Origin of the sequence: Mesorhizobium sp. dw_380, from assembly GCF_018588885.1 — a bacterium.
GTDB lineage: Bacteria > Pseudomonadota > Alphaproteobacteria > Rhizobiales > Rhizobiaceae > Mesorhizobium.
The window spans coordinates 13,352-33,825 of sequence record NZ_JAFFIW010000026.1 but is presented as its reverse complement, the minus strand read 5'-3'; the positions used below and the strand labels follow the sequence as shown (position 1 = coordinate 33,825).

The 20,474-nt window shown below is 61.6% G+C and carries 19 protein-coding genes; 8 read left to right on the top strand and 11 right to left on the bottom strand.

Annotated features, from left to right (window positions below):
• Positions 1-30: 30 nt before the first annotated feature.
• From JT360_RS22520 to JT360_RS22510, 3 genes are read right to left on the bottom strand one after another with little or no spacing between them, the layout of a single operon-like run.
• Positions 31-960 carry a DUF6492 family protein gene (locus tag JT360_RS22520; RefSeq protein ID WP_214474189.1) on the bottom strand — a complete coding sequence of 310 codons (930 nt, stop codon included), beginning with the start codon at positions 958-960 and terminating at the stop codon, positions 31-33.
• Entirely contained in the window at positions 957-1,751 is a 795-nt protein-coding gene (locus tag JT360_RS22515; protein ID WP_214474187.1) for a WecB/TagA/CpsF family glycosyltransferase, read from the bottom strand. The genes JT360_RS22520 and JT360_RS22515 overlap by 4 nt, the downstream gene beginning before the upstream one ends.
• Positions 1,748-2,920 (bottom strand): glycosyltransferase family 4 protein, encoded by a 1,173-nt coding sequence (locus JT360_RS22510; protein WP_214474186.1) that lies wholly within the window; start codon positions 2,918-2,920, stop codon positions 1,748-1,750. Before JT360_RS22510 ends, JT360_RS22515 begins: the two co-directional genes overlap by 4 nt.
• Positions 2,921-3,092: 172 nt before the next feature.
• On the opposite strand from JT360_RS22510, the gene JT360_RS22505 reads away from it, so the two are divergent.
• Genes JT360_RS22505 through proC form a run of 3 tightly spaced genes read left to right on the top strand, consistent with a single transcriptional unit; the run spans position 3,093 to position 6,263 of the window.
• Entirely contained in the window at positions 3,093-4,091 is a 999-nt protein-coding gene (locus JT360_RS22505; protein WP_214474185.1) for a glycosyltransferase family 2 protein, read from the top strand.
• Complete coding sequence (locus tag JT360_RS22500; protein ID WP_214474183.1) at positions 4,060-5,388, top strand: O-antigen ligase family protein; 1,329 nt, start codon at positions 4,060-4,062, stop codon at positions 5,386-5,388. The genes JT360_RS22505 and JT360_RS22500 overlap by 32 nt, the downstream gene beginning before the upstream one ends.
• Before the next feature lie 59 nt (positions 5,389-5,447).
• Positions 5,448-6,263 (top strand): pyrroline-5-carboxylate reductase, encoded by an 816-nt coding sequence (gene proC, locus JT360_RS22495; RefSeq protein WP_214474181.1) that lies wholly within the window; start codon positions 5,448-5,450, stop codon positions 6,261-6,263.
• A gap of 3 nt (positions 6,264-6,266) precedes the next feature.
• On the opposite strand, the gene JT360_RS22490 is transcribed toward proC, so the two are convergent.
• The 8 genes from JT360_RS22490 to JT360_RS22455 all read right to left on the bottom strand — a co-directional run bounded on the left by JT360_RS22490 (position 6,267) and on the right by JT360_RS22455 (position 15,298).
• On the bottom strand, positions 6,267-7,583 hold the full coding sequence (locus tag JT360_RS22490; protein WP_214474179.1) for an NAD(P)H-dependent oxidoreductase: 1,317 nt from the start codon (positions 7,581-7,583) through the stop codon (positions 6,267-6,269).
• Between the two features lie 83 nt (positions 7,584-7,666).
• Complete coding sequence (locus tag JT360_RS22485) at positions 7,667-9,061, bottom strand: multicopper oxidase family protein (RefSeq protein WP_214474178.1); 1,395 nt, start codon at positions 9,059-9,061, stop codon at positions 7,667-7,669.
• 109 nt (positions 9,062-9,170) lie between these two features.
• The gene (locus JT360_RS22480) at positions 9,171-10,313 is read right to left on the bottom strand and encodes a hypothetical protein (RefSeq protein WP_214474176.1); all 1,143 of its coding nucleotides are present in this window, start codon (positions 10,311-10,313) and stop codon (positions 9,171-9,173) included.
• A gap of 507 nt (positions 10,314-10,820) precedes the next feature.
• Positions 10,821-11,360 (bottom strand): A24 family peptidase, encoded by a 540-nt coding sequence (locus tag JT360_RS22475; RefSeq protein WP_214474175.1) that lies wholly within the window; start codon positions 11,358-11,360, stop codon positions 10,821-10,823.
• A 9-nt stretch (positions 11,361-11,369) separates the two neighbouring features.
• On the bottom strand, positions 11,370-11,924 hold the full coding sequence (locus tag JT360_RS22470; RefSeq protein ID WP_214474173.1) for a tetratricopeptide repeat protein: 555 nt from the start codon (positions 11,922-11,924) through the stop codon (positions 11,370-11,372).
• Positions 11,925-11,975: 51 nt separating this feature from the next.
• Positions 11,976-12,932, bottom strand: coding sequence for a type II secretion system F family protein (locus JT360_RS22465; protein WP_214474172.1), 957 nt, complete (start codon positions 12,930-12,932; stop codon positions 11,976-11,978).
• Positions 12,933-12,941: 9 nt separating this feature from the next.
• The gene (locus JT360_RS22460) at positions 12,942-13,913 is read right to left on the bottom strand and encodes a type II secretion system F family protein (protein WP_214474170.1); all 972 of its coding nucleotides are present in this window, start codon (positions 13,911-13,913) and stop codon (positions 12,942-12,944) included.
• A complete protein-coding gene (locus tag JT360_RS22455) occupies positions 13,913-15,298 on the bottom strand; it encodes a TadA family conjugal transfer-associated ATPase (RefSeq protein WP_214474169.1) in 1,386 nt (461 codons plus the stop codon). Before JT360_RS22455 ends, JT360_RS22460 begins: the two co-directional genes overlap by 1 nt.
• A 544-nt stretch (positions 15,299-15,842) precedes the next feature.
• Here JT360_RS22455 and JT360_RS22450 point away from each other — a divergent pair.
• From JT360_RS22450 to JT360_RS22430, 5 genes are all read left to right on the top strand, one after another.
• Positions 15,843-16,058 carry a Flp family type IVb pilin gene (locus JT360_RS22450; protein WP_214474166.1) on the top strand — a complete coding sequence of 72 codons (216 nt, stop codon included), beginning with the start codon at positions 15,843-15,845 and terminating at the stop codon, positions 16,056-16,058.
• 87 nt (positions 16,059-16,145) lie between these two features.
• The gene (cpaB, locus tag JT360_RS22445) at positions 16,146-17,174 is read left to right on the top strand and encodes a Flp pilus assembly protein CpaB (protein ID WP_214474163.1); all 1,029 of its coding nucleotides are present in this window, start codon (positions 16,146-16,148) and stop codon (positions 17,172-17,174) included.
• A gap of 53 nt (positions 17,175-17,227) precedes the next feature.
• Positions 17,228-18,673 carry a type II and III secretion system protein family protein gene (locus tag JT360_RS22440; protein WP_214474162.1) on the top strand — a complete coding sequence of 482 codons (1,446 nt, stop codon included), beginning with the start codon at positions 17,228-17,230 and terminating at the stop codon, positions 18,671-18,673.
• Complete coding sequence (locus JT360_RS22435; RefSeq protein ID WP_214474159.1) at positions 18,660-18,953, top strand: hypothetical protein; 294 nt, start codon at positions 18,660-18,662, stop codon at positions 18,951-18,953. Before JT360_RS22440 ends, JT360_RS22435 begins: the two co-directional genes overlap by 14 nt.
• A gap of 71 nt (positions 18,954-19,024) precedes the next feature.
• Positions 19,025-20,470, top strand: a complete 1,446-nt coding sequence (locus JT360_RS22430; protein ID WP_214474156.1) for a TadE/TadG family type IV pilus assembly protein — start codon at positions 19,025-19,027, stop codon at positions 20,468-20,470.
• The last annotated feature ends 4 nt before the right edge of the window (positions 20,471-20,474 follow it).

Sequence of the window (20,474 nt, the reverse complement as noted above, 5' to 3'; positions counted from 1 at the left end):
TTTCCGAAAACTGGTTCCCACTTTTCGGGATCATGCTTCATCCAGCCCGATCAGGCGGCGGATGCGGCCGATATCGGTGCCGATGAAGGACTGCATGCCGATCGCCACCTGCTCCGGCGCCATGTCGGCAACGAAGCGGCGGAACTCGCCGTCCGACAGCGCCTCGCCCGTCCAGTGGACGCGGCAGAATTCTTCCGAAGCGTGGAAGTGACCGGCTCCGTCCAGCAGATCGTCGACATAGCGGCCATAGATCATGCATTCGGAGAATTTGCGCGCCGAGCCGACGACCTCGACCCAGTCGCGGCCATGGACCTTCTCGATCTGTCCGCACATGGCAAGCACGGTATCGCGGCGCCAGGCGATTAGCGTCGAAATGTAGTCGTGGATCGATGACCGGGACGCATCGACGCCGAGCGCCGAACCTGCATTGCGCGACCAGACGCGATGCTCGTCGTGGCCCTCATCCGCAAGCACGCCGTCACGACGGAACAGCCGCGTCTTGCCATCGCGCCAGAACGTGCTGCAGTCGAAAGGCCTCAAGAAGGCGACGTCGGAATCGCAGAAGACCAGAACGTCTTCCCTGGCATGCGCCGCGATGGCGATGCGGCGCAACTGCTGCACGTGCCAACCGCGCAGCGGCTGCGTCTTCAGGCTGAGCCAGACACGCCGTCGAAGCAGGCTGAGCGGATCGTCGAAAGCGCGCAGCCAGCGCGGCAGCAGGTCGCGCTCGTCGACGACCGTGCGCCGGTTTGTCTCCAGTTGGCGGAAAAGCCGGACGTCGCGATGTTCAACCAGGATGTAATGATGCGCGGCACCGGAGACATGCCGATCGATGGTCTCGCACAACAGGCGGCAACGCTCGAAGTCCGGCGCGTAGCTTGCCGTCACCACCGCCGCCGTCGGCGTCTTCGGCAACAGTTCCGGGCCGGCAAGGGCGTTTAGAACGAACCTCTTGTTCAACGAAGCTCTCCGGCCGTTTCGGCTCCACGCGACCATCTCTGCTTGAGCACCCGCCACAGGAATAGGGGATTGCCGACCACGTAGCGGCGCCAGAGCCGGCCCGGCTCGACCGCCAGCCGGAACAGCCATTCCAGGCGCAGGCGCCGCATCCACAGCGGCGCGCGCGGCACCGAGCCGCTCAGGAAGTCGAGCAGCGCGCCGACCGCGACCGGCAAGGTGCAGTGGCGTTCATCGATGTGGCGTTCGATCCATAGTTCCTGGCGCGGCACGCCCATGGCGACCAGCAGCATATCGGGCCGCAGCGCTTCGATCCGGCCGATGATCTCCGGTTCCTGTTCGGCGGAGAAATAGCCATCATGGATGACCACGAAATCGTGCTGCACGGCAAGGGCCGCCAGCTTGACCGATGCCGCCTCTGCGTTGACACGCGTCGCGCCGAGCAGCCCGACGGTCAGCGGCCTGGTCGAGGCCTGCAGGAAGGCCGGCACGAAATCGGTGCCGTTGAGGTTGTCCGGAAACGGCGCCCCATAGAGAAGCCTGGCAGCGAGATCGACGCCGATGCCGTCCGGCAGGATGAGGAAATCGTCAAGCGCCTCGGCAAAGATCGGGTCGGTATAGGCGATGTTCGCATTGTGGGCGTTGAGGAAGCTGAGCTTGGTGAAGCGCCGCTCGGCAATCAGCCGGTTCAGCAGGGCGATCGCATCGCCCCAGCGGATGGCGAGCACCGGAATGCCGAGGATCGTCTTCAAGCTGTCGACCCCGGACACGGCGCGGGCGGTGTGCATATTCATGCAAACACCTCCTGCCTGACCGTCCCGAGTTTTTCGAGGCCGAGCCGGATGGCGACATCTAGCGCCTTGACCTGCTGACGATGAAACGCGCCGCCATCCACGTCCCGGATGGTGGCAGCCGCTGTCTCCAGCGCCTTGGCGAAGGCGACCGGATCGTCGGTGACGACGCAATTGTCGGGGCGATGGTCGATGCCGCGCAGCGAGCGGCTGGTGGCGACCGACGGCAGGCCAAGCTCGAAGGTCTCGATAGTCTTCAACTGCACGCCGCTGCCAGCGGTGCTGATCAGCGGGATAACGGCGGCGCCGCACACGAAAGCCCTGGCATCCGGGACGCGGCCGACAAACTCGACACCCGGATGCGTCGAGGTAACGCCGGAAGGCATGTGGCCAGCGATGCGGATGCGGAAACCGGGCCGCAGATGCGGCACCACCTTGCCCAGGAACCAGTCGAGGCCGATGCGGTTCGGCTGCCAGGTCCAGGTGCCGATCAAAGCGGCGTCGCAGTCGATCTGGCGCGGGCCTTTCCGGGTTGGCGTCCTGGCGCCGGTCACCAGCGGCAGCACCGCCGAGCGATCATCGGAGGCGACGCCGAGTGCCGTGCGATCCTCCTCGGCCAAAGTGAAGACAAAGCGCGCGCGGCGGCACAGACGCTCTTCCATGATCTTGAGCAGCTTTGCCTCGCGGCGGAACAGCAAGCGCTGAAAGATACTCGTGACGGCAGCGGCGTTCTCGCGCGCCGAGAGATGCTCGACATTGTGGGCGACGAAGATCGAAGGCCGGTCTTCGAAGAGCTTTTCGAAGGCGCCGGCGAACTGCACGGAATTCAGCACATAGCCATCGAACGGGCCGGCTTGTTCGAGAGCGGCTCGAACATCATGGTCGGACACCACACGCAATTTGACCGATGCAAAGGTTAGGCCCGACAGCATCGCCTTGCCGACCCAGGCGAGCTTTTGCAGCGCGGAGGCAGTGTCCGTGCGCACGTCGAGCGCACCAAGGACGACCGTGTTTTCCGGGTCGGCCGCGGCTTTCCCGGGCCAGGTGAAGCCGATGACCGTGACACGCGCGCCGGCGCGCCGCAAGGCGGCGATGATCGCGGCGTTGGCGATCTCATAGCCCGAGGCGAGAGCGCCGTCGGGCACGATCGATGTGGCGAACAGCAGATGCATCTCACCTATCCTGTGCTGCAGCCGGTAGCAAAGCGCGGTGAACCCTTGATTAAGCCAGCACAATCAACGCCGGAAAGCCCCTGCCTGGCGGGCTTCTCCGTGCAAGGTGATTAACGAAACCTTATCACCGTGGTGCTACCAGAACCGCAACTCACCATGTGGCTGGACACGGATGATCCCTTTGCCATCGGATGGTTCGGTATCGATCGCTGGACGGTCTCCCCGGCTTGACGTGGAGGCTGTCGAAGCGGTCGTCACCTTGCCGACCTTCAAGCGGCCCGAACAGGTGCTGGAAACGCTGGCTTCGCTGCGCGCGCAGCAGACCGGCAGGCGCTTTGCCGTCATCGTCATGGAGAACGAAGCCGAGGCGCGTAAAGGCGCCGAGGCGGTGCTGCCGCTGTTCGAGCATGGCGAGATGCCGGGCATGGTCATCGTCGCGCATGAGCGCGGCAATTGCAGCGCCTACAATGCCGGCTGGCAGACGGCAATCCTGCACTTCCCGAACTTCAGGCATCTCTTGGTCATCGACGATGACGAGATCGCCGATCCGCATTGGCTGGATCGCATGTGCGTGGCTGCCGAAATGCTCGCTGCCGATATCGTCGGCGGCCCGCAAATGCCGGTCTTTGCCGACCCCGCCCACACGAAATGGGCCGAACATCCTGTCTTCGCACCGCCCTACCGGGAGACGGGGCGCGTGCCGGCACTCTATTCGTCCGGCAATCTCCTGGTCGGACGCAACGTGCTGGTCGCCATGGGGCCGCCCTTCCTCGATCTCAAATTCAACTTCATGGGCGGCGGCGATTCCGACTTTCTCAGCCGGTCGGCGCAAAGGGGCTTTGTGCTGGGCTGGTGCGCCGAGGCCAAGGTGCACGAAACCGTTCCGGCGCGGCGTGTCGAGGCCGACTGGGTCCGGGCCCGCAGCCTGCGCAACGGCGTCATCTCGACACTGGTCGAGAAGAAGAAGCGCGCCGGCACGCCGCTGGCCGGTTTCAAGGTGTTCGCGAAGAGCCTGGCGCTGCTTGCCGCATCGCCGTTTCGCGGCCTGGTCCGGCTGGCGCGGACCGGATCGCCGGCAATCGCCATCTATCCCATCCATGTGGCGCTGGGCCGCGTGCTGGCCGAATTCGGATATGCCAATGAGCAGTATCGCCAGCCCGAGAAGAACTGAGCGCGCCCCGCTCAGCGACGCGTTCACACGCAACGGCGTGGCGACGGCGATCGCGGCACTCTTGTTCACCGTCATCATGGTGTCCTTCCGCCCGTTCCAGCCGGCCGGCGCCGAACTCACCGGCGACGGCGGCGACATCGTCAACCAGCTCGGTTTCGGTTCGCTCGGCGCCGTTTCGATCTTCTCGCTGATGGCCTTTGCCGATCCGCGCATCGTGCGCTCGCTGCTCAGCCCGTCCTGGGTGCTGATGCTGGGTTTCTTCTTCCTGTCGGTAGTGCTGGCGACCGACCCGCCCTCCGCCATGCGCGCCGCATCCTTCACCATGATCGGCATCCTGACCATGGCGACGATCCTGGTGCTGCCACGCGATGCCGAAGCCATTTCCAAGGTCATCATCTTCACCGCCGTCGTGGTCATGGGCCTTTCCTATCTCGGCCTTATCGTCTTCCCGCACGAGGCGATGCATACGGCCGATTCACAGGAACCCGAACATGCGGGCCTGTGGCGCGGCGTGTTCACCCACAAGAACATCGCCGGCCCGATCATGGCCTGCTTCAGCTTCGCGGGCCTTTACCTCTACCGGCGCGGCCAGCGCTGGTGGGGTGCGGGCATCTTCTGCGCGGCGATGATCTTCATGCTGCACACCGGCTCCAAGACCACCGCCGGGCTGGTGCCGTTCTCGGTCCTGATCGTGATGTTTCCCAGCCTGATGGGCATGCGGCTCGGCACACCGATCCTGTTTGCGCTGGCAATCATCGCCACCGCGGTCGGCACGCTGGGCATCGTCTTCCTGCCGCCAGTCAAACAGCTGGCGGCGGTCTATATCCCTGACCTCACCTACACCGGGCGTACGACGCTGTGGGAGTTCGCCGGCTCGATGCTGGCGAAGAAGCCGTGGACCGGTTACGGCTATGAGAGCTTCTGGGGCACTCCGCTGCTGCTCAACCAGGACCAGCCCTTCGACCGGCCTTGGGACATAAGGACCATCGTGCATGGCCATGACGGCTATCTCGACATCGCCGTGCTGATGGGCATCCCTGCCCTTTGCGTGGCGGTCTACACTTTCCTCGTCGCCCCGCTGCGCGACTACATGCGCATTCCGTTGCGCAAGGAAAACATCTATCTCGGCGACTTTTTCATGATGGTGGTGCTGTTCACCGCGCTCAACGCTTTCCTCGAAAGCTTCTTCTTCCATCGCGGCGACCCGGTCTGGCTGTTCTTCGTGCTCGGCGTGCTTGGCCTGAGGCAGGTGTCGCTACGGCCGGTCGCGGTGCGCAGGTCTTCCCGTCCGGCCTGACAGGGGCTTCCCCAGCGAAGCGCGAGCGTCTATGTCAGAGCCTTCCTTCGGAGGGTTCCATGACGATCAGGCTTGTTCTCGCCGGCTGCGGCAATATGGGTTACGCCATGCTCTCGGGCTGGCTGAAATCCGGCAAGCTCGCACCTTCGACGATGTTCGTGGTCGAGCCCAATGCCGAGTTGCGCCAGCGCGCGGCCGCGCTCGGCTGTGGCACGGCCTCGGATGCCGGCGGCATCCCGGCAGATGCCGTGCCTGATCTGGTCGTCATCGCGGTGAAGCCGCAGGTGATCCGCGACGTCACCGCCGCCTACAAGGGTTTTGGCGACGGCCGCACCACCTTCGTCAGCATCGCCGCCGGCACCCCTGTCGCTACGTTCGAGGAGATCCTCGGTAACCGCGCGCCGATCGTGCGCTGCATGCCGAACACGCCCGCGGCGATCGGCAAGGGCATGATGGTGGTGTTCTCCAACCCGCTCGTCTCTGACGATACCAAGCGCTTCGTCGCCGACCTGCTGTCGGCCAGCGGCGAAGTGGCTACCATCGACGACGAGGGGCTGATGGACGCGGTGACCGCCGTCTCGGGATCGGGGCCGGCCTACATCTTCCACTTCATCGAAGCGCTGACCGTCGCCGCGGAAAAGGCCGGCCTGCCGGCGGCGACCGCCAAACTGCTCGCCATGCAGACCGTCTATGGTGCTGCCTCGCTGGCCGCCGAAAGCCAGGAGGATCCTGGCGTGCTGCGTCAGCAGGTGACCAGCCCCAATGGCACGACGGCGGCCGCCCTTGGCGTGCTGATGGGCGAGGACCGGCTGACCAATCTTTTGACGCAGGCCGTCGAGGCGGCGCGGCTACGGTCGATCGAGCTGGGGAAATAGACTTCAGTTCGCTCCATACAGCATCTCGTCCTGCAGCCGGCGCAAGGCGAACAGCCTCGTCGTCTGGTCGGGCGCGGCGTTGTCGGCGGTCAGCAAGTCGCCTTTCCTGACCGGTTTCAGCACCTTGCCGCCCTCGAGCAGGCCGACCGGCACGGCGCGCTGGGCACGAGCCTCTTCGACCGTCATCGTCCAGGAGCGGTAGCAGGTCTCGCCGATCGCATCGATGATCTCGCCGGCCGCGAGATCGCGCTTGGCGACGGCACACACTTCGGCAACGGGCCTTGGCAGCGGCACCATGTCGGGCTTGCCGAAAAGCATGATGCGGGCCGCGGTCAGCGGCACTTCCAGTGACGTCAAATGATAGGGCCGGAACAGGCTGTAGTAGGGACCGTGGCCGATATGCAAATCGTCCATGCGCTCGATGATGCGCGGATGCGTCGCCTCGACGATGACGAAGACACCGGGCGCGACACCCTTGCCGATGGTGTAGTCGACGACACCCTTTTTCAGCAACAGCCCGCCATCCTCGCGTGGGATGAGCACCTTGGCGAGGTCGTCGCGATCGGCCTTCGGGCCGTGCATGCCGGGCACATCGGGCACCAGGCCGGTGGCGTTGGCAATGGCGCACATCTCGACCATGGTTTTCGAGCCGTCGACAAACTCAACCAGCATGCGCGGGTTCATTTTGCGGCGGATCGCTTCCTCGCGATAATCGTCGGGCATGGCATCATGGTTGAGCGGATTGTTCTTGCCCTTCCCGGCCGAGACGATGGTCAGGCCGAGCGCCGACGCGAACTCGATCAGCTCCATGCAGCTCGACGGCTCGTCGCCGGCGCCGACCGAATAGACGACGCCAAGCCGGTCGGCCTGCTGTTTGAGATAGCAGCCGATGGTGACGTCGGCCTCGACATTCATCATCACCAGATGCTTGCCATGCTCCATCGCCATCAGGTCGAAGTCGGCGGCGACACCGGGCTTGCCGGTGGCGTCGATGATGACGTCGATCAGTGGGTTGGTGACCAGCATCTCGTTCGAGGTGACGGCGATCTTTCCGGCCTCGATCGCCGCGGTGACTTTCGACGTGGCATCGGCTTCGACCGCCATCGCTTCATCGCCATAAGCGATGCGGATGGCCTCACGCGCGGTGTGCGGGCGCCGCGTGGAAACGGCGCAGATCGAAATGCCCGGCATCAGCATGCCCTGCGTGACCAGATCGGTGCCCATCTCGCCCGAGCCGATGACGCCGATGCGCACAGGGCGACCGTCCGCGGCACGGCGGGCGAGATCGCGGGCAAGCCCGGTCAAGGCGACATTGGTCATGCAGGGATGTCCATGGTTCTTGATTTGCGGCGGCAATAGCAGAGAACCGCCCTCTCTTGCCAACGAAACCGCCTGATGTGGCTTCACACCACTCTGATGTAGCTCGTCATGCCCGATTTCTGGTGCTCGATAATGTGGCAGTGCAGCAGCCAGTCGCCGGGATTGTCGGCGACGAAGCCGAGGCTCACCTTCTCATTGGGCTGGATGAGATAGGTGTCGGAAATCAGCGGCTCAACCTGGCGCGTCGAGGACGACAGCACCTTGAAGCTCATGCCGTGCAGATGCATCGGATGCGATTGCGGCGTCAAATTCTCCATGTCGATGACATAGCCCTTGCCGAGCTTCAGTTCAGCCAGCGGCGCGGTCGGATCCGGCGTATCACCCGGCCACGGCACCTTGTTGATCGCCCAGAAACTGTAGCCGAGTGAACCGCAGATGCCGTCGCTCGGAATGTTCTCCGCGGTGGCGCTGAGTGCCAGCGGAATATGCTGGGCGGTGGTGAGATCGACTTCCGCCACCGGATTGATCTCCAGCGGCGCAACATCACGAACATCGCGCTTCAGCGTGCTGCCGACCGCGCGCAAGGTCGTGAGCACCTTGGGCTTGGTGCCCCTGACGTCGCGCAAGCTCACCACCGCGCCCTCGTCATCGGGCATGCGGATGGCGAGTTCCATGCGCTGTCCCGGTCCAAGCAGCAAGGTATCGGGGACGAAACGCCGCGGCACCGGATTGCCGTCCAGCGCCATCACGGTCGCCTCGGCGCCGTCGACGCGAAAGGCGTAGATGCGGGTGACGTCGGTGATGGCAACGCGCAGCCGCACCAGCCCCCCGGCCGGCGCGTCATATTGCGGCTGGTCAAGCCAGTTGGCCGTGCGCACCGTGCCATAGGTGCCGGTCTTGGCGGCATCGCGCGGCCGGAACTGGTCGATGAACTGGCCGTCATCGCCAAGGCGCCAGTCGCGCAGATTGAGGACGATTTCGGTATCGAATTTCGGATCGTTCGGGTTTTCAACCACGATCACGCCGGTCAGGCCGTGGCCCATCTGCTCCAGCGTGTTGCAATGCGGGTGATACCAGAAGGTGCCGGCGTCGGGCGGGGTGAAGGCATAGTCGAAATGATCGCCGGTGTAGACATAGGGCTGGACCAGGAAGGGCACGCCATCCATCTTGTTCGGCAGGCGAATGCCGTGCCAGTGGATTGTCGTCGGATCGTCGATGGCGTTGATCAGGCGCGCCGCGAAGGGCTCGCCCTTCTTCATCCTGATGACCGGCGGCATACCGGCGTTGCCATAGGTCAGCACGTCCCGGGTCGGGCCGACATCCATCAGCCTGGCCTGGATTTTTGCCGTCTGCAGCACCACCGGCTCAGGACTGGCGGCTGCCCAGCTGCCGAGCCGGCCGATGACCGGGATCCCAACTCCGCCAATGCCGGCGATCGCGGCCGTTTTCAAAAGCCCGCGGCGTGTGAATACGGTCATTCAGCGCTCCAACTGCCAAGACGAGTGCCCAGCATTTATCGCGGCCTTGGATCACAGACGAGCCCGCAGCGCAAATGGGCGCCGCCCGGAATGAACTCCGGGGATCGCTTCAGCGGAACAGATATTTCGAGACTTCCGGGTTGCCGCGCCGCCACATCACATTGTCCAGGAAATAGTGGTGCACGTTGATGAATATCCACGCGATGAAGAGGAAAAGCGACGAGCCGAGCACCTGTTTGTCGTAGGGCACCAGGGCCGTCAGCGCCAGCGGCACCAGCCAGAAACCGAGCGCTCCGAGAATTGCGCCGGCGACGATGAAGGCCAGCACGCGCAGCCTGTATCGCGGTCCAACAATGGACAGGACCTTCAGTCCCGGCTTCTCGACGGCGTCCGCGCGATCGCGCTCGACATTGGTCTGGTAGCGCCAGACCACCGCCAGATATTGCAACGAGTGGAGCGCCGGCACCACGAGCAGCCAGAGCGGGTTTAGTCTCACAAACAGGATCCAGGCATAGAGGGACACGACGTAAGCGACGACGCCGTTATAGGGCAGCGCCCCGCCATGCTTGCGCCAGCGATTGATGAACATCACCGCGGTGGCGGCCGAGGAGGCTGCGGCGATCGACACTGCGATGCTGATGACCCATGGCGGGACGGTGAAGGTGTAGTAGTCCAGGCCCCAGTACTGCCTTTCGGTGATCACCACGTTCGTCTGCAGCCAGGCGAACAGCCACACCGCGTAGCCGTTGAACAGCAACACCTTCTTGTCCTGGTCGCTGAAGAATTTGCGCTTCAGCACGGCATCCACCATCAGCATGCCATAGCCCTGCTTGACGTAGTGCCAGCCGACGAAAAAGCCCATCGCGTTGGTGGCATAGCCCAGCAGCCGGGCGTTCCCCGTCAGCGAGCCGAAGGCAAAGAAGACAATCATGGCGAGCGGCACGACAATGCCCGCCAGGATGTAGCGGACCTGCAGGCTCCGGCTGTAGCCGTCGCCACGCACCTTGCGCGCGAAGTTGCGATAGAAGATCTGGTAGGAATGACCGAAATGCGGCTGGTTGATGAGATGGGAGAACAGGAACATCGTCAGCGTCAGGGCAGCTTCGTACCTCAGCGGCACGAAATAAAGGACCGGCAAGATGACAAGCGCGCTCCCGCCAAGCATGAAAAAGTCGATGAACGGGCCAAAGAGATATTTTTGCGGGGCGACCGCAAGTGAAGCCGGGGCATCTGCTGAAAGGTGAAGTGCCATGCTGCCCTCCCTTGTGCTGGTTTATTTAGCCGTTGGCGCTTGTCGTAGCTATTATCCAAGTTCGGCTTGGGAACGGCAAGCGGTCGAGCCAGCAGCTGCGAAAAGTTTGAACTGACCAGGGTACTTCAAAACGGATGTCAGACCGGCGCGAGTACATTCATGCTTTGCTAATCATATTAGGTCACGATTGATTCCGCTCTACCCGGGAAGGTGCCAAATTGGAACGAATATCTTCTGATCAAATCGGATGGATTGTCGTTGCCGTCCTTTTGGCATGGTGGGCAATGGAAAAGACCGTAACGGTGTATTCTTCTCCAAAACCGGTAGCGATCGAGCAACCGGTGATGGTGCCGGTCTATGAGCTAAGGCGCCAGCGTTTCGAATTATGGATCAAAACAGCGGGTGTCCGACTACGCGCTTGAAGGGATACCCGTTCGGCACGGCTACTGTATTCAACCGAGGTTTTGCCGGCTCCCATGTCCGTACTTCGTGCAATGGAGCCGAGCTTCAGTTAAGCTGGTTCAGGATTCCGGAACTGGTTGCGACCACCAGTGCGTGATACATCTGCAAAGCCGTTGCACAGATCGCAGCCGCCGATATTGGCACGCCAAATGGCACGATGCCTTTGCGATCCATATGCTGCACGTAGTGGCGAAACACGCCGGCCGGCAGCAAAAACGGATTCTTGACCACGGCGGCAGTGGCGAATGTGAAGACGAGCATCAACACGGAAAAGACGGCAAGGTTGCTTCCGCCGATCAGAAAGGGCGTAACGCTCAATAGCTTCACATCGCCGGCTCCAATTTTACGCAAGAGCCAGAATGGAAACAGTGCGATGAACAGGATAACGCCGCCAAGCGCACTGATGCCCATCTCCAGCCACGAACCGGTCTGTAGGGAGTGGAACTGCAGCGCGCCTAGTCCCAGGCAGAGCAGGAGAAGCACGTCGCGATTGGTGATCTTCTGGGTGGTGAAATCCGTCCAGGCGATCCTTGCAAGGAGCAAAATGGCGAAGGCTTTGAACAGGAGCGAAGCGGTGAGCAGCATGCGGACTCCCTACCGCTCGATATTTTGCACGCTCGACGACAGTAGCTTCAGATTGTTGGCCACGGTCGGATCGTTGGGCGCGAGCTCATAGGCTTTGAGGAAATTCGCGCGTGCGTCCTGCAGCTTGCCGCGCAGCAGGTAGGAATAGCCGACATTGTTGTAATATTCGGGCGATGCGCCGACCAGCTTGAAGGCTCGGCCATACGCCCGGTCGGCGAGATCGAAGCGGTGGATGCGGTCGCAGGACGCGGCCAGACCCATCCAGGCGCCACCGTCATTGGGAGCAAGCTGCGTCGCCTTGAAGAACAGCGCGCCGGCATTGCCATAGTTTTCCGCGCGGAACTGGTTCTTGGCTTCGGCGACGGCTTGGTCCGAAGCGTAATATTCGACGTTGCTGACCGTCTTCAGCCCATCAAAGGCATCTCCAAACGACGTGACGTCGCCTTTCGACGGCTCGTTGGTGCGCACGACGCCACTTGTGGTATCCCCGCCATTTGTCTGGCAGCCGGTAAGAATTGCGATCGTCAGACCGACTGCAATTGCGAGGCGCATTGGCCTTTTCATTTTACCCCCAAGAGCCTCTGACTCAATTTAAGAATCAAAGCATACACCGATTCAGAAGAAAATGCCCTTCATGCGGATAATCACCGGCAGCATGATCACCATCATTACCACTGGGAAGATGCAGAGCCCGAGTGGAATCATCATCTTGACGGGCAACGCATTGGCGCGCTCTTCCGCCAGCAGAATCCGCTGGCCGCGCATCTCGGCGCTATAAACACGCAGGGCATCGGTCAGGCTGGTGCCGAGTTCTTCCGATTGCCTGAACAGCACTGCCAATGCCTTGGCTTCGTCCAGTCCGATGCGGTCGGCAAGCTCGCGCAGCGCTTCGCGCAGCGGCTTGCCGGCGCGAAGCTGCAAATTCATGATCGAGAGTTGAATGCCGAGCCATTTATGCGTGCCGGCCAATTCCTGGCTCACCCGCTCGACTGCTGCCTCAAGGCTCATGCCGGCATCGGCACAGGTGATCATCATGTCCATGAAATCGGGGAAGGCGCGACGATAGACCTGCTTCTGAGCGTTCTCGAAGCGGTCGAGCATGATGCTCGGGATGACGATGCAGCCGAGGCCGATCAGGCCCGCACCACCGAAAGCCAGGAAGCTTGGCAACCGCGGCGGCAACAGTCTCGACAGGAGGGCGTACATAACCAGAAAGCCCATGGCGACGGCGCCCAGCCGGCAAAGCGTGTAGATAAGGGGTGCGCTCGCGTGATAGAACCCGGCGCGAAAGAGCTTGGCCTCGAGGGCGTCAGGCTCGTTGCGCTCCTTCTCCATCGACTTGAAGTAGGCTTCGATTGGCTTTTGCGCCGATGCCCTGGCGAGATGGTCCCGTCCCAGGATCGAGCGGCGATCCACAAGCCCGTCGCCGACGAGACTATCCGTCACCAGCCTTCGCGTCTGAATCGCGGGCAGGAATACCAGCGCGGCGAACAGAAACATTGCCGCCGCCGCCACGAAGACAGCGAGCGAGACCAGAAAGATCAAGTCGTTGGTGTTCGAAAGCAAGCTCATTCCTCGCTCCTAGAAATCGAACGCGACCATGCGATACATGATGTAGTCGCCGAGCAGCGCCCAGAGCCCGAACGTCAGGAACGTCGGCAGGATCAACGGGCTGCCCCAGACCTTGCCATAATAGGAGGGCGAGATGAGCATCAGAATCAGAAACATGACGACAGGAAAGACCGAGATGATCCAGGCGGACACGCGTCCCTCGGCCGAAAGCGCCCTGATCTTTAATCCCAATTTCTGCCTTTCGCGCAACACGGACGAGAGGTTCGCGAGAATCTCGGTGAGATTGCCGCCCGTCTTGCTCTGGATCGAAAGCGAGACTGACAGCAGGTGCAAACCCTCGAAGCCGACCCGCTCCGACAATTTTCGCACCGCCTGCTCTATACTGAGGCCGAAAGTGATCTCGTCGGCGACGATGCCGAACTCCGTGCCGAGCGGATCAGCCATTTCGCGACCGACGAGGCCGATCGCGACGGTGGCAGGGTGACCTGCGCGGAGAGAACGGACGATCATGTCAAGCGCGTCGGGCAACTGCCTGGCGAATTTCAGGATTCGCTTTTTGCCGGCACGACGCAGGACGAGAAGCGGCAGGACAAAGCCCACTGTTAGGAAGACGAGGAGCGCAGCCAGCGTCGAAAGACCGATCAGAAACCAAAGAAGCAACGCCAGCGCCAAACCGGCGAGAAGGAACCACACCGCGAAAGTCAGGGGATTTCCGGTGATGCCGGATTGGGTATAAAGTCTGTTCAACCAGATAAAACCGGAGATAAAGTCTCCTGAATCAGTTAGGCCGCGTTCTCGTAACAAACCCTGCAAGGTCTGTTCCGCCGGGGCCGCATCGCCAAGGCGACGGAGCCGAAGGTTAACCGCCGCGGCCCGAGACCGGCGACCGGATAGCGAAAGATAGAACGCTTCGCCAGCAAGTATGACTGAGGCCGCAGCGACCACGTAGATGAAGTAAAGCAGCGCCTGGCCTGTCGGCATCACATCGTAACCTGTGGGTTGAAGGCATCATTGGCGAAGTGAAGGCCGAGCGTGGCGGCTTCGGCAGCGAAACGCGGGCGGACGCCAGTGGCTCGAAACTCGCCGATGATCGTGCCGTCGGCGCTGACGTCACGCCGGACGAAATGATAGATTTCCTGCATCTGGACAACATTTCCTTCCATCCCGGTAATTTCCGATATCGAAGTCACGCGCCTTCGTCCGTCGGAGAGACGCTGCGTCTGGACGATGATGTCGATCGCTGACGCAATCTGGGCTCGGATGGAATCATGGCTCATCGGCATGCCGGCCATGCCGACCATCTGCTCGAGCCGCGAGATCGCGTCGCGTGGCGTGTTCGCATGGACTGTCGTCATCGAACCTTCATGGCCGGTGTTCATGGCCTGCAGCATGTCGAAGGCTTCTTCACCGCGCACCTCGCCGACGATGATGCGGTCCGGCCGCATGCGCAGTGCGTTCTTCAGCAGTTCGCGCTGGCGAACCTCGCCCTTGCCTTCGATGTTGGGCGGCCGGGTCTCAAGCCGGCCGACATGCGGTTGCTGCAATTGCAGTTCCGCCGCATCCTCGATGGTGACGAGCCGCTCCCTGGAAGGGATGCAACTCGACAGCGCGTTGAGCAGTGTCGTCTTGCCGCTGCCGGTACCACCCGAAACCAGGATCGATTTGCGTGCCTGTACGGCGATCCGCAACAACTCAACCATCGGGGGCCGGATAGAATTGAGCACCACGAGACGTTCGAGCGAATAGGGATTCTTGGAGAATTTCCGGATCGAGACCAGCGGGCCATCCACCGAGATCGGCCGCACCGCGATGTTGACGCGGGAGCCATCCGCCAACCGCGCATCGGCCATCGGCGACGATTCGTCGACGCGCCTGCCGATCGCCGAGACGATCTTGTTGATGACGCGCAACAGGTGCGCCTCGTCACGAAACCGGATTGGCGTTTCTTCGACTATGCCACGCCGCTCTATAAAGACGCGCTTGTGGGTGTTGATCAGGATATCGGTAATGGAGTCGTCCTTGAGCAGCGGCTCGATCGGCCCAAGCCCCAGCATTTCGTCAGCCGTGTCGCTGGTCAGCTGATCAAGCTCGCGAGCGTTCAGCGGCACATTTCTCCCGCGAACGAACTCGCGCACGATGGGACGGATCTCATTCAGGATCTCGTCCTTGGAGGAATTCTCAAGCGCGGTCAGATTGAAACGATCGATCAAATGGCGATGGAGCTCGACCTTCAGCGTCAGGAAAGCGTCGCCATGGGATTCGATATCAGCTGCTGGAGACAGGGCCGGAGCAGCAGGCAGCACCTGCGGTTCCACCTTTGTCACTGCAGCCTGCTCGCTTGGCCCCTTGATAAACCGCCCCAGCATAATCCCCTATGCTCCCCTTAGACGCATATTAGTGGAAACTAAACGTTAACCACACGAGGCACAAGCGCCAGGGCGCTCAGCCGACGCTGATACTTTCAACATAGTTAAGAAGCGGCGCCCGGAAAATATCGTTTTTATTCTGGGGGTAATGCCATCCAAACGTTGGAGATCTCTTTGCTATTGAGAATCCCGAGCGGCCAGCGTGCTCCTCGGCATATGCACCTCTCCCAAACTAGATCGTAACCCCTTAGATATAAAGGAATATGCGTTATAGCTAATTTAGCCTTTGCTATACAGCGCTCGCGAGAGAATTGTGAACGAATGGTTAAGGGCGCTTGAAAAATTAGCCGAATCAAGCTCTTGCTGAAATTTGAATACTGCCGCAACTCGAAAGATCATGTATTGGAAAGTTAAGGAACTGTTAATCCGGTTTGACTCTGCATTTTCCCGAGCCCTAGGATCGAGATGACGGGGGATGCTTGGGTATGGAGTTCATCCTTGGCTCTGTCTCGTCGGGTTCCAACCTCCAAAGGGAGAAATTGACATGAAGAAGCTCATGACGATGACCCGGCAGTTCCGCGACGACGAAAACGGCGCTGCCATGGTCGAATATACGATCCTACTCGGCCTGATTGCTGCTGCCACGATCGCGACTATCGTCGTGGTCGCGGGATGGATTTCGGGAACATGGGCAAACCTTTGCACCGTGCTTGGTGCCAACACCCCAGTCGCTTGCGTGCCGCCGACGCCAGCACCATAAGGTTGATAGCCTCGTCAGGCGCGGACATATCGTCCGGGCCTGACGTCCATTAAGCGAAACCAATCGACAGCTGCGGGGGCAGCGGAAATGCGCGCCAACACACTTATCATGATCGTCCTGGCCGGCATCTTCGGCGTGCTGGCGGTGGTCCTCGTCAATATTTGGCTAGCCGGCCAGCGCAGCGCCTTGGCTCAATCCAACGGCGTGCAGGCCAGCACGGTCGTGGTCGCGGCGGTGCCGCTGAAGTTCGGCGACCCGCTGAGCGCCGACAAACTCCGCGAAATCGCATGGCCAGCGGGCGCAATTCCGGCAGGCTCTTTCAAAACGACCAAGGAAGCCTTGGCCGGCGAAGGCACGAGGCAGGCGCTTCAGGCGATCAGCGTCAACGAACCTATTCTTGCCACCAAGATCACAGGTCCCGGCCAGCGCGCCACGCTTTCGGCAGTGCTCGGCGATGGGATGAAAGCCGTCTCCATCAGGGTCAACGACGTGCTCGGCGTCGCCGGCTTTGTCTTCCCCGGCGACCGGGTCGACATACTTCTGACGCGCACAGTGCGCGGCGACGAAGGGGCCGACAAGAGCTTTGTCGACGTGCTACTGCAGAGCATGAAGGTGCTCGCCATTGATCAAGTTGCCGATGTGAGCAAGGACAGCCCGACCGTCGTCAAATCGGTGACACTCGAGGCCAGCACCAAGGATGCCCAGAAGCTGACGCTGGCGGCTGGCGCCGGCCAATTGTCTCTGGCACTTCGCCAGGCCGCGGCCAGCAAGGGCGAGACGACCGAGCGTGTGACGCTTTCTGACCTGACCGGCGAGACGCCTGAGGATGTCGCCAAAAGGCAGGCCGAACTCGACAAGAAGACCGCCGAAGAAGCTGCGGCTGCCGAGGAGCGCAAGCGCGCCGACGAAAAGATTGCAGGCCTTGCCCAGGCCGTGGAAAGAGTGGGAAGCCGCCTTGACGAGTTGGGCAAGGTCAAGCCCGCTCCGGCCGTGGTGTCGAAGCCGGAAGTGCAGCAAGTGATCAAGTATGTGCAGCCGGAACCGCCGGCGCGTGCTACAGTCGGTGTTTTCCGGGGCGTGAAGCTCGAGACCTATGACGTGCCGCGACAGCCATAACAGACGCGCGGCGAATGAATTGGCCGCCATAGGCGGCGATTGGGGAGACGGGGATGCGAGGGTTTTGGACTGGGATGGCGGCGGCCGCGTTGTCCGGCTTGGCGTCGCTGTTGCTATCGAGCCTGGCGGCCGATGCGGCCGACCGTTTCATCGATGTGTCTAACCCCAGCGTTCATCGGATTTTCCTGCCGATGTCGCAATCGGTAACCCTCCAGGTGAATGCCAACCTCGGCGATATTGTCGTCGGCGACGAGAAGATCGCCGACGCCCAGCCCATGACCGACCGTACGCTCTATGTTATCGGCAAGGGCGCCGGCACCACCACGGTCAACCTGTTCTCACCTGAAAAGCGCTCGCTCGGCGTCATCCAGATCGAGGTCGGCGTCGATGTCAGCGACATGGCGGCGGCGATCCGCCAGGTGTCGCCGAGGTCGCGCATCGAAATCGGCTCGGTCAACGGCAGGGTCAGGCTTGGCGGTCATGTCAAGGACGGCGCCACGCTGGCGGCGATCATGGAAGTGGCACAGCAATATGGCCCCGACGCCATCATCAACGCCGTCACCGTCGACGACAGCCAGCAGGTCAATCTCGAAGTTCGCGTGCTTGAAGCCAAGCGCAATGCGGGCCGTGACCTCGGCGTGTCAATCAGGAGCACGAACAGCCGGGGCACAACCCGGACCGGAACCGGAATTGCCACCGTCGACGCGGATGGAGCCGTGCTCGGCGCAGGCGACCTTGTCAGCGGCCTGCTGTCGAACACCAACCCGTTCGCAGCCCTGATCACCCGCGTCATTGACAGCAACATCAAGGTCGACCTGATTATCGAAGCGCTGGAGGCCAAGGGCGTGGTGCGCACGCTGGCCGAGCCGAATCTCACCACCCTCTCCGGCGAGCCGGCCAGCTTCAATGCCGGTGGCCAAGTCCCTATCCGCAGCGTCGACAAAAATGGCCAGGTGCAGATCGAGTACAAGCAGTTCGGCGTCAATCTGCTGTTCACGCCGATCGTGCTCGCCGATGACAAGATCCACATCCAGCTGGCGCCGGAGGTCAGCGACCTCACAGGTTTCACCACTGCCGGCGACCCGATCTTCACCAACCGCAAGCTGGAAACCGTCGTCGAACTGCGCGACGGCCAGAGCTTCGCCGTCGGCGGGCTTCTGTCCAGCAAGACCACCAAGCTGCAGAACCAGGTGCCGTGGCTCGGTCAGGTGCCGGTGATCGGGGCGCTGTTTCGCAATTCGAGCAACCAGAAGGAAGAGACCGAGCTGGTCGTCATCGTCACCCCGCACATCGTGCGGCCGGTGAAGCCCGGCGAACAGCTGGCGACGCCGTTCGACAAGACACGGCCCGCCAACGACCCGGAATTCTTCGTGCTCGGCCAGCTCGAGGTGAACAAGGACATGATCCGTAAGTATGAAACGGGCGATGGCGTCACCGGCCCCTATGGCCACATGCTGGACTTCAAATCGAAGGACAAGATGCTCTATGTCAAGAAATAGCGCCTTGATCCTCATTCTGTGCGCCGGTGCGCTGTCAGGCTGCGCCGCCGACTATCTCAACCACTACGACTCGGTGACCTTGGCCGCCGGCGACACGCAGAAATACAATTCGATGCTGCAGACGGTCGATCCGCTCAATCCGGCCTCCAGGAACACACATATCGAGGGCGACGGCACGCGCGCCGCCGCTGTTGCACACCGCTACAAATTTCCGCCGCCGCCGCCGCCGCCGCCGGCGATCACGGTCAATGTCGGCGGATCGGGTGTGACGCAGCAGTGAACTGAACGGAAGGATGCGGAGGGCGCCGGGCATGCGAGGGGCCCTGGCGCAGGAAAGCAGAGAGTAAGGTCATGTTGGGGACCATTCGAGCCTTCTGGAACGATGAGCGCGGCATAGCGATGATCCTCGTCGCCATCATGCTGCCGGTGATTGTCGGTTTTGCTCTTCTAGTGATCGACATGAGCCGGGCGAATAGCCTGCACAATGACTTGCAGAAGGGTGCCGACGCATTCGCGCTTGCCGGGGCCGCGGAGCTTGACGGGCGAACGGACGCGATTACCCGCGCGGATCGCGCCATCCTTAATCTCGTTCACAATAATTACCGCTTCTCCACCCAAGGCAGCCAGCAGCCACTGACTGCGACAGCGGTGATAACTAGCGGCATTAGCTGGCGCTATCTGAGCGGTCTGCCTACCAACGACAGTGATCCTATCACCAATGCGAATGTCACCACGGATGCAACCGCGGCGCGCTTTGTCGAAGTCACGGTAAAGCCTGTTGGATTCGCCGCGATGTTCCCGGCTTCGTATCTCACGGGCAACAGCGCCAGCAACAGCATGAACATCGGGTCGACGGCGGTCGCCGGCAATGCGGGCGCTACAGTTTGCCAGATGATCCCTTCGTTCATCTGCAATCCCTTTCCCGGGCAGGATCTCAATCAGATCGCGACTTCGGCCAGTCTTCTGAGAAAGAGCCTCAAACTCATTGCGGGCAGCAACGCATGGGGACCAGGCAATATCGGTTTCCTACGGCCAAGCGACGGCCATGGTTACGGAGAGACCGATCTCGCAACGGATATTGCTATCGGCCGCGTGCCCGAGTGCGTGAACTCTAGGCTCATCTACACGCAGACAGGCACTTTGACGACGAAAGTCACGGCTGCGTTCAACACGCGCTTCGATCTATATGCGAACGGCAACGCCTTCCCATCCAAGAACGATAATCGGTGGCCGCCGGCACCAAACGTGCGAAAAGGCTTCAAGACCACGGGGAAATGCGTCAGCACTCTACAAACCGATACAACTAAATTCCGCGGACTGACCCCTGATCTTGCGTTTAGCGGCCAAATAGGCAGCGGCTTTTGGGACTACGATGGCTATGTCAGCGTCAACAAGCTGACGGCCGGGCTCGCTGGTTTCAAGGATGCCAACGGCCAATCCTATAGCAATACCAATCCGCCGTCGCGGTACGATCTCTACAAGTATGAAATTGATCATGGCCTTGTCGGCACCCAGTCCATCGGGGGAGAAACCGGCACGCCCGGCTGCGCCGCGACGACCGGCGGTACCGACCGTCGTCTGTTCCAGGCCGCCATTGTGGATTGCAGTTCTCAAGCTGTCGTAACTCAGCTTAACGGTCAGAGCGGCGCTGTGCCTGCAATGGGCTTTGCAAGCATATTTCTGACCCAGGCGATCACCGGTAGCGAAGTCATGGCGGAGATCGTGGATATTAACGGCGTCCGGGGCCGGGGCACCCTGTCATCGCTGGTGCGAACCGAAGTGCAGCTTTACAGGTGATGTG

Excerpts from the sequence above, each read along its gene's own strand:
- cpaB (WP_214474163.1), top strand. The coding sequence starts at position 16,146 with ATGCGCGCCAACACACTTATCATGATCGTCCTGGCCGGCATCTTCGGC.
- JT360_RS22490 (WP_214474179.1), bottom strand. The coding sequence starts at position 7,583 with ATGACCAATGTCGCCTTGACCGGGCTTGCCCGCGATCTCGCCCGCCGT.
- JT360_RS22515 (WP_214474187.1), bottom strand. The coding sequence starts at position 1,751 with ATGAATATGCACACCGCCCGCGCCGTGTCCGGGGTCGACAGCTTGAAG.
- JT360_RS22460 (WP_214474170.1), bottom strand. The coding sequence starts at position 13,913 with ATGCCGACAGGCCAGGCGCTGCTTTACTTCATCTACGTGGTCGCTGCG.
- JT360_RS22450 (WP_214474166.1), top strand. The coding sequence starts at position 15,843 with ATGAAGAAGCTCATGACGATGACCCGGCAGTTCCGCGACGACGAAAAC.
- JT360_RS22440 (WP_214474162.1), top strand. The coding sequence starts at position 17,228 with ATGCGAGGGTTTTGGACTGGGATGGCGGCGGCCGCGTTGTCCGGCTTG.
- JT360_RS22455 (WP_214474169.1), bottom strand. The coding sequence starts at position 15,298 with ATGCTGGGGCGGTTTATCAAGGGGCCAAGCGAGCAGGCTGCAGTGACA.
- JT360_RS22470 (WP_214474173.1), bottom strand. The coding sequence starts at position 11,924 with ATGAAAAGGCCAATGCGCCTCGCAATTGCAGTCGGTCTGACGATCGCA.
- JT360_RS22485 (WP_214474178.1), bottom strand. The coding sequence starts at position 9,061 with ATGACCGTATTCACACGCCGCGGGCTTTTGAAAACGGCCGCGATCGCC.
- JT360_RS22500 (WP_214474183.1), top strand. The coding sequence starts at position 4,060 with ATGAGCAGTATCGCCAGCCCGAGAAGAACTGAGCGCGCCCCGCTCAGC.
- JT360_RS22430 (WP_214474156.1), top strand. The coding sequence starts at position 19,025 with ATGTTGGGGACCATTCGAGCCTTCTGGAACGATGAGCGCGGCATAGCG.
- proC (WP_214474181.1), top strand. The coding sequence starts at position 5,448 with ATGACGATCAGGCTTGTTCTCGCCGGCTGCGGCAATATGGGTTACGCC.
- JT360_RS22475 (WP_214474175.1), bottom strand. The coding sequence starts at position 11,360 with ATGCTGCTCACCGCTTCGCTCCTGTTCAAAGCCTTCGCCATTTTGCTC.
- JT360_RS22465 (WP_214474172.1), bottom strand. The coding sequence starts at position 12,932 with ATGAGCTTGCTTTCGAACACCAACGACTTGATCTTTCTGGTCTCGCTC.
- JT360_RS22435 (WP_214474159.1), top strand. The coding sequence starts at position 18,660 with ATGTCAAGAAATAGCGCCTTGATCCTCATTCTGTGCGCCGGTGCGCTG.
- JT360_RS22480 (WP_214474176.1), bottom strand. The coding sequence starts at position 10,313 with ATGGCACTTCACCTTTCAGCAGATGCCCCGGCTTCACTTGCGGTCGCC.
- JT360_RS22510 (WP_214474186.1), bottom strand. The coding sequence starts at position 2,920 with ATGCATCTGCTGTTCGCCACATCGATCGTGCCCGACGGCGCTCTCGCC.
- JT360_RS22505 (WP_214474185.1), top strand. The coding sequence starts at position 3,093 with ATGATCCCTTTGCCATCGGATGGTTCGGTATCGATCGCTGGACGGTCT.